This is a genomic window from Agrobacterium sp. LAD9, assembly GCF_003031125.1.
In the GTDB taxonomy this organism is placed as follows: Bacteria; Pseudomonadota; Alphaproteobacteria; order Rhizobiales; family Rhizobiaceae; genus Agrobacterium; species Agrobacterium radiobacter.
In genome coordinates, this window is the sequence record NZ_PHGS01000024.1 from 1 (window position 1) to 7,415 (window position 7,415).

Below are 7,415 nucleotides of genomic sequence, written 5' to 3' on the forward strand. Positions count from 1 at the left end.
ATAGGCCCCGCCAGCCGTGCAGCTGCCCATCACCACGGCGATCTGCGCGATGCCCTCCGCCGACATATTGGCCTGATTGTAAAAGATGCGGCCGAAATGATCGCGGTCGGGAAACACCTCGTCCTGATTTGGAAGGTTCGCACCGCCGGAATCCACCAGATAGATGCAGGGCAGGCGGTTCTCAGTGGCGATTTCCTGCGCGCGCAGATGTTTCTTGACCGTCAGCGGATAATAGGTGCCGCCCTTCACCGTCGCATCATTGGCGACGATGACGCATTCACGGCCCGACACCCGGCCGATGCCGGTGACGATCCCGGCGGCGGGAACGGGTTCGTCATAGACTTCGTAAGCGGCGAATTGCGAGAATTCAAGAAACGGGCTGCCGGGATCGAGAAGCGCTTCGATCCGGTCGCGCGCCAGCAATTTGCCACGGGACAGATGCCGTTCGCGGGCCTTGTCGCCGCCACCCCGCGTGATTTTTTCGACGTGCTGCCTCAGGTCGTCCACCAGGCCAGACATGAACGTGGTATTGGCGGTGAAGGTGGGATCGCGGTTCAGACTGGATGTAAGCTTCATCGCGTTCCTCACCCGTTGCCTTTGACCAGTTCGCGGCCGATCAGCATCCGGCGGATTTCGCTGGTGCCCGCGCCGATTTCATAAAGCTTGGCGTCGCGCAGCAGCCGTCCGGCCGGGCTTTCATTGACGTAGCCGGAACCGCCGAGAAGCTGGATCGCATCCAGCGCCACCTGCGTCGCCCGCTCGGCAGCAAAAAGGATCGCGCCTGCCGCATCCTGCCGCGTGATGCGGCCATTGTCGCAGGCGCGTGCCACGGCATAGACATAGGCGCGGGAGGCGTTCATGGCCGAATAGATATCGGCGAGCTTTCCCTGCACCAGCTGGAATTCGCCGATCGGCTTGCCGAATTGCTTGCGCTCGCGCGCATAGGGCAGCACCAGATCGATGGCCGCCTGCATGATGCCGACGGGGCCTGCGGCCAGCACGGCGCGCTCGTAATCCAGCCCGCTCATCAGCACCGTCACGCCGTCGTTGAGACGCCCGAGGATATTTTCCTCCGGCACCTCGCAATCCTCGAAAATCAGTTCGGAGGTTGGCGAGCCGCGCATGCCGAGCTTGTCGAGTTTTTGTGCGGGGCGAAACCCCTTGAAGCCTTTCTCGATCAGAAAGGCCGTGATGCCGCGCGGGCCGGCGGACATGTCCGTCTTGGCATAAACCACCAGCGTATCCGCCTCGTGGCCATTGGTGATCCACATCTTCGTGCCGTTCAGCACATAATGGTCACCCTTGTGCTCCGCCTTCAACCGCATCGAGACGACATCTGACCCGGCTTCCGTTTCGCTCATGGCAAGCGAACCGACATGCTCGCCGGAAACCAGCTTCGGCAGATATCTGCGCTTCTGATCTTCCGTTCCCCAGCGATGAATCTGGTTGATGCAGAGGTTGGAATGCGCGCCATAGGAAAGGCCGATGGAAGCGGAAGCCCGGCTTATCTCCTCCATCGCCACGCAATGGGCGAGATAGCCCATGTCAGCACCGCCGAATTCCTCCGAAACGGTGATGCCGTGCAGGCCAAGTTCGCCCATCTGCGGCCAGAGCTTGCGCGGAAACTGGTCGTCGCGATCGATCTCGGCGGCGAGCGGGGCTATTTTATCGTCGGCGAATGCTCTTGCGCTGTCGCGCAGCGCTGCGATTTCCGGGCCGAGATCGGCATCGAAAATGGCGGCGAGGTTCAAACTCATCGCGTCTCCTCCTCCGGACGGCCGTTTGCGACCGCCCTCTCGTCAGCGACCAGCACCTCCTCCGTGCTGGCAACTCTCATTTATGGCGCGTCACCTCCGGTGAAGGCGGCGGAACGGCGCACGAATGTCTTGATGGCGAAATTGGACTGGATGCGCGACACGCCGGGAACCGTGGTCAGGAAATCCAGAAGCTGCTGATAATGCGGCAAATCCCGCACCATGGCGTGAATGAGATAATCGGAACTGCCACTCGTCTGGTAGCCGCCCACCACTTCCGGAATGGAGGCGACGTGGTGTTCGAAGGTCGTCAATGCTTCCTTGATCTGCCGTTCCAGCGTGACGGAAATGAAGACGCCCATGTTGCCGAGCAGGCGGTTCTCATCGAAGACGGCGGTGTAACCGCGAATGATGCCTTCCTCTTCCAGCTTGCGGACACGGCGCAGCGTCGGCGTGAAGGAAAGGCCGATCCGGGCCGCCAGATCGCGCCAGCTCACCCGCCCGTCATCGCCGAGCACATGGAGAATCTTCTGGTCGAAACTGTCGAGCTCAATCATGGATCATTTGCTCTATGATATGACTAATTGTTGGATCAAAGATATCGTCAATCAAAAAACTGTCAATCAAAATAGCTTTGAAATGAATTCGAGATAGTGATAGCGTTCACGTCAGTCGCGGTCTGGAGGAGATTGCGGCGGGTCGTTCTCTCAAGTGGGAGGATGGCCAAGGGAGGTGAATTTGGCTGCGCATGACCCTGTCGTTATCGTCGGGGCCGCCCGTACTGCTATGGGTGGGTTCCAGGGCGAATTCAAATCGGTGGCTGCGTCCGATCTTGGAGCGGCGGCGATCCGTGCGGCCATCGAACGGGCTGCAATTCCATCCTCTGAGATCGACGATGTGCTGATGGGCTGCGTGCTTACGGCCGGGCAGGGGCAGGCTCCAGCGAGGCAGGCGGCGATTGCCGCCGGCATTCCAAATTCGATTGGGGCTACAACAATCAATAAAATGTGCGGATCAGGCATGAAGGCGATCATGCTGGCGCATGACCAGCTTGCGGCGGGAAGCTCTTCCGTCGTGCTTGCGGGTGGTATGGAGAGCATGAGCAACGCGCCCTATTTGCTGGACCGCGCCCGCAATGGTTATCGTCTCGGCCACGGCAAGCTCACCGATCACATGTTTCTCGACGGCCTTGAAGACGCCTATGACAAGGGCCGGCTGATGGGCACCTTCGCGGAAGATTGCGCGCAAGATTATCAGTTCACGCGCGCCATGCAGGATGATTACGCGTTGGCATCATTGGAACGCGCCCGACGCGCTATCGCGGAAGGGGCTTTCGAGGCGGAAATCACTTCTGTCGGCGATGTTGCCGTAGACGAGCAGCCGGGGAAGGCCCGCCCGGAAAAAATCCCGCAACTGAAGCCCGCCTTTCGCGATGGTGGAACGGTGACGGCGGCCAATTCCAGCTCCATTTCGGATGGCGCGGCCGCTCTTGTTCTCATGCGCAGATCGGAAGCGGAAAGGCGGTGTCTTTCACCTCTGGCAACGATCATCGGCCAGACCTCCCATGCGGATGCGCCTGCAAAATTTCCGACGGCTCCCATCGGCGCGATGAAAAAGCTGTTCGAAAAAACCGGATGGGCGGCGAAGGATGTCGATCTGTTCGAAATCAACGAGGCCTTTGCCGTGGTGGCTATGGCGGCGATGCGCGATCTCAATCTGCCGCATGAGAAGGTGAATGTGCATGGCGGTGCCTGTGCGCTCGGCCATCCCATCGGGGCTTCCGGTGCACGCATCGTCGTCACCCTGCTTGCGGCCTTGCAGCGTCACGGGTTGAAGCGCGGCGTTGCCGCCGTCTGCATCGGCGGCGGCGAAGCGACGGCGCTCGCGGTTGAACTACACTGAGGGGAGGCGGCGATGATCCTGAACGAAGCCCAGCAGCAGATCAGGGACATGGCCCGCGATTTCGCCCGCGAGCGGCTCGCCCCCGGTGCCGCCGCGCGCGACCGGGAAAGCCGGTTCCCGAAAGATGAGCTGAAAGAGATGGGCGAACTCGGCTTTCTCGGAATGCTGGTCTCTGAAGACTATGGCGGGTCGGAAACCGGTGCCGTGGCCTATGCCTTGGCGCTGGAGGAGATCGCTGCCGGTGACGGCGCCTGTTCCACCATCATGAGCGTTCACAATTCGGTCGGCTGCGTGCCGATCCTGAAATTCGGCACGGAAGAGCAGAAGCAGCGTTTCCTGCCCAAGCTCGCCTCCGGCGGATGGATCGGCGGTTTTGCATTGACAGAGCCGCAGGCAGGTTCCGACGCTTCCAATCTTAAGACCCGCGCCCGGCGGGATGGCGACCGTTATATTCTGGATGGCGCGAAACAGTTCATCACGTCAGGCAAGAATGGCGATGTCGTTATCGTTTTTGCCGTCACCGACGCAGCGGTGGGCAAGAAGGGCATCAGCGCCTTCATCGTGCCGACCGATACGCCGGGTTACGAGGTCATAAGGGTCGAGGAAAAACTCGGCCTGCATTCGTCCGATACCTGCCAGATCGCCTTCACCGACATGGCGGTCCCAGCCGAATTGCGGCTCGGTGAAGAGGGGCAGGGGTATCGCATCGCGCTCGCCAATCTGGAAGGCGGCCGCATCGGTATCGCCGCGCAGGCGGTCGGCATGGCGCAGGCCGCTTTCGAGGCGGCGCGGGATTATGCCCGCGAACGCAAGGCTTTCGGACAGGCTATCATCGAGCATCAGGCGGTGGCGTTTCGGCTTGCGGATATGGCGACGCGCATAACGGCGGCGCGGCAACTGGTGCTGCATGCGGCGGCGCTGAAGGAGGCGGGGGAACCCTGTCTTTCGGAAGCTTCGATGGCCAAGCTTTTCGCCTCCGAAATGGCCGAGCGTGTCTGCTCGGACGCCATCCAGATTCACGGCGGTTACGGCTATATGGCGGATTATCCGGTGGAGCGGATCTATCGCGATGTGCGCATCTGCCAGATTTACGAGGGGACGAGCGATGTCCAGCGGATGGTGATCGCGAGGAACCTTTGAGAGTTGTTTCGCGGTCTGGAGGAGACTGCGACGGGAGGAGTCGAATGGATATAACCGAAACGCCACATCTCAGCCTGCATGTTCCCGAACCTGCGGTGCGACCCGGCGACCAGCCGGATTTCTCCAATGTGAAAATACCCAAGGCCGGCTCCGTGCCACGCCCGGAGGTGGATGCTGCCCCTGAAAGCATGCGCGATCTCGCCTATTCGATCATCCGTGTCCTCAATCATCAGGGTGAGGCCGTCGGGCCGTGGGCCGGGCTTCTCTCGGACGAGGAATTGCTGGTGGGCCTCAAAAACATGATGCGGCTGCGGGCTTTCGATGCGCGCATGCTGATGGCGCAGCGGCAGGGCAAGACGTCGTTCTACATGCAGCATCTGGGCGAAGAGGCTGTCAGTTGCGCCTTCCGCAAGGCGCTTTCCAAAGGCGACATGAATTTCCCGACTTACCGGCAGGCAGGCCTGCTGATCGCCGATGACTATCCGCTCGTCACCATGATGAACCAGATTTACTCCAACGAGCTCGACCCGCTGCACGGGCGGCAATTGCCGGTTCTCTATTCCTCAAAGGAACACGGCTTCTTCACCGTGTCCGGCAATCTTGCCACACAATATGTGCAGGCGGTCGGCTGGGCGATGGCGTCGGCCATCAAGGGCGATACGAAAATCGCGGCCGCCTGGATCGGCGACGGTTCGACGGCGGAGTCGGATTTTCACTCGGCAATGGTCTTTGCCTCCACCTATAAGGCCCCGGTCATCCTCAACATCGTCAATAACCAATGGGCGATTTCCACCTTTCAGGGCATTGCGCGCGGCGGTTCTGGCACCTTTGCGGCGCGCGGGCTGGGTTTCGGCATTCCCGCACTCCGGGTCGATGGCAATGATTATCTCGCCGTTTATGCCGTGGCGCGCTGGGCCGTGGAACGGGCGCGCCGCAACCTCGGTCCGACGCTGATCGAATATGTCACCTATCGTGTCGGCGCCCATTCCACCTCCGATGATCCGAGCGCTTATCGCCCCAAGACGGAGTCCGAGGCGTGGCCTCTGGGTGACCCGGTTCTGAGGCTCAAGAAACATCTCGTCCTGCGCGGCGTCTGGTCGGACGAACGGCACCGGCAGGCGGAGGCGGAAATCGCCGATGAGGTGCTGGAAGCCCAGCGCGAGGCGGAAAGCCACGGTACGCTGCATGAGGGTGGAAAACCGCCGAAAAAGGATATTTTCGAAGGCGTCTACGCCGAGATGCCGCCGCATCTCGCCCGCCAGCGCCAGAAGGCAGGGTGGTGAGACATGACAAGAATGACGATGATCGAAGCCGTCCGCAGCGCCATGGATGTCTCCATGGAGCGCAGCGACGATGTCGTGGTTTTCGGTGAGGATGTGGGCTATTTCGGCGGCGTCTTCCGCGCCACGCAGGGGCTGCAGGGAAAATACGGCAAGACGCGCTGTTTCGACGCGCCGATCAGCGAATCCGGCATTGTCGGCACGGCGATCGGCATGGCCGCTTATGGTCTGCGGCCTTGCGTCGAAATCCAGTTCGCCGATTATATGTATCCCGCCTATGACCAGATCACCCAGGAAGCGGCGCGTATCCGGTATCGCTCCAATGGCGATTTCACCTGCCCGATCGTTCTCCGCATGCCCACCGGCGGCGGGATTTTTGGCGGGCAGACGCACAGCCAGAGCCCGGAAGCCCTCTTCACCCATGTCTGCGGGCTGAAGGTGGTGGTCCCTTCCAATCCTTATGATGCCAAGGGGCTGCTGATCGCATCCATCGAAGATCCCGACCCCGTGATGTTTCTGGAGCCGAAGCGGCTTTATAACGGCCCCTTCGACGGGCACCATGACCGGCCGGTAACGCCCTGGTCCAAACACGAGATGGGCGAGGTGCCGGAAGGTCACTACACCATTCCCATCGGCAAGGCCGAAATCCGCCGCCCCGGAAATGGTGTCACCGTCATCGCTTATGGCACCATGGTGCATGTGGCGCTGGCGGCGGCGGAAGAGACGGGTGTGGATGCCGAGATTATCGACCTTCGCAGCCTCTTGCCGCTCGATCTCGATACCATCGTGAAATCGGTTTCGAAGACCGGCCGCTGCGTCATGGTGCATGAGGCGACGCTGACCTCCGGCTTCGGGGCGGAAGTCGTGTCGCTGGTGCAGGAACATTGTTTTTATCATCTGGAGGCCCCCGTCGTCCGCGTCGCCGGCTGGGATACGCCTTATCCCCATGCGCAGGAATGGGACTATTTTCCGGGACCTGCCCGCGTCGGGCGAGCCCTCGTCGAAGTCATGGAGGCCTGATTATGGCGGAATTTGTTCTCACTATGCCTGATGTCGGTGAAGGTGTGGCGGAAGCCGAACTGGTGGAATGGAACGTCAAACCGGGTGATCTCGTCCATGAGGACATGGTGCTGGCCGCGGTGATGACGGACAAGGCGACGGTTGAAATCCCCTCACCCGTGGCGGGCGTGGTCACCTGGCTTGCCGTGACGGTTGGAAACACCGTGCCGGTGAAGGCGCCGCTCCTGCGCATTGAAACCGATGTCGCTGCCGTCGCGCCCAATGGCAGCGTGCCGGAAACGGAAGCGCCCGCCCGGATAACGGAAGCGCCTGCCGACAT

The 7,415-nt window shown here is 61.1% G+C and carries 8 protein-coding genes; 5 read left to right on the forward strand and 3 right to left on the reverse strand.

What is annotated here, in order from left to right:
- The 3 genes from DA915_RS21515 to DA915_RS21525 all read right to left on the reverse strand — a co-directional run.
- Positions 1-576 (reverse strand): carboxyl transferase domain-containing protein (locus DA915_RS21515; RefSeq protein WP_305765032.1); only part of this gene is annotated, 576 nt, incomplete at its 3' end.
- An 8-nt stretch (positions 577-584) separates the two neighbouring features.
- On the reverse strand, positions 585-1,757 hold the full coding sequence (locus DA915_RS21520) for an isovaleryl-CoA dehydrogenase (RefSeq protein WP_107677264.1): 1,173 nt from the start codon (positions 1,755-1,757) through the stop codon (positions 585-587).
- An 80-nt stretch (positions 1,758-1,837) separates the two neighbouring features.
- A complete protein-coding gene (locus DA915_RS21525) occupies positions 1,838-2,311 on the reverse strand; it encodes an Lrp/AsnC family transcriptional regulator (RefSeq protein ID WP_003500312.1) in 474 nt (157 codons plus the stop codon).
- 229 nt (positions 2,312-2,540) lie between these two features.
- Here DA915_RS21525 and DA915_RS21530 point away from each other — a divergent pair, with 229 nt between their 5' ends.
- The 5 genes from DA915_RS21530 to DA915_RS21550 form a co-directional block, all read left to right on the forward strand.
- Entirely contained in the window at positions 2,541-3,656 is a 1,116-nt protein-coding gene (locus tag DA915_RS21530; RefSeq protein ID WP_244600779.1) for an acetyl-CoA C-acyltransferase, read from the forward strand.
- A gap of 12 nt (positions 3,657-3,668) precedes the next feature.
- Positions 3,669-4,796, forward strand: a complete 1,128-nt coding sequence (locus tag DA915_RS21535; protein ID WP_107677266.1) for an acyl-CoA dehydrogenase family protein — start codon at positions 3,669-3,671, stop codon at positions 4,794-4,796.
- 44 nt (positions 4,797-4,840) lie between these two features.
- Entirely contained in the window at positions 4,841-6,079 is a 1,239-nt protein-coding gene (locus DA915_RS21540; RefSeq protein WP_060724886.1) for a 3-methyl-2-oxobutanoate dehydrogenase (2-methylpropanoyl-transferring) subunit alpha, read from the forward strand.
- Between the two features lie 3 nt (positions 6,080-6,082).
- A complete protein-coding gene (locus DA915_RS21545; RefSeq protein ID WP_065695100.1) occupies positions 6,083-7,096 on the forward strand; it encodes an alpha-ketoacid dehydrogenase subunit beta in 1,014 nt (337 codons plus the stop codon).
- Positions 7,097-7,098: 2 nt separating this feature from the next.
- The coding region (locus tag DA915_RS21550; protein WP_305765033.1) for a biotin/lipoyl-containing protein at positions 7,099-7,415 on the forward strand (317 nt) is incomplete at its 3' end.

Coding starts and splice junctions, on each gene's coding strand:
- DA915_RS21520 (WP_107677264.1), bottom strand. CDS start 1,757: ATGAGTTTGAACCTCGCCGCCATTTTCGATGCCGATCTCGGCCCGGAA.
- DA915_RS21525 (WP_003500312.1), bottom strand. CDS start 2,311: ATGATTGAGCTCGACAGTTTCGACCAGAAGATTCTCCATGTGCTCGGC.
- DA915_RS21530 (WP_244600779.1), top strand. CDS start 2,541: ATGGGTGGGTTCCAGGGCGAATTCAAATCGGTGGCTGCGTCCGATCTT.
- DA915_RS21535 (WP_107677266.1), top strand. CDS start 3,669: ATGATCCTGAACGAAGCCCAGCAGCAGATCAGGGACATGGCCCGCGAT.
- DA915_RS21540 (WP_060724886.1), top strand. CDS start 4,841: ATGGATATAACCGAAACGCCACATCTCAGCCTGCATGTTCCCGAACCT.
- DA915_RS21545 (WP_065695100.1), top strand. CDS start 6,083: ATGACAAGAATGACGATGATCGAAGCCGTCCGCAGCGCCATGGATGTC.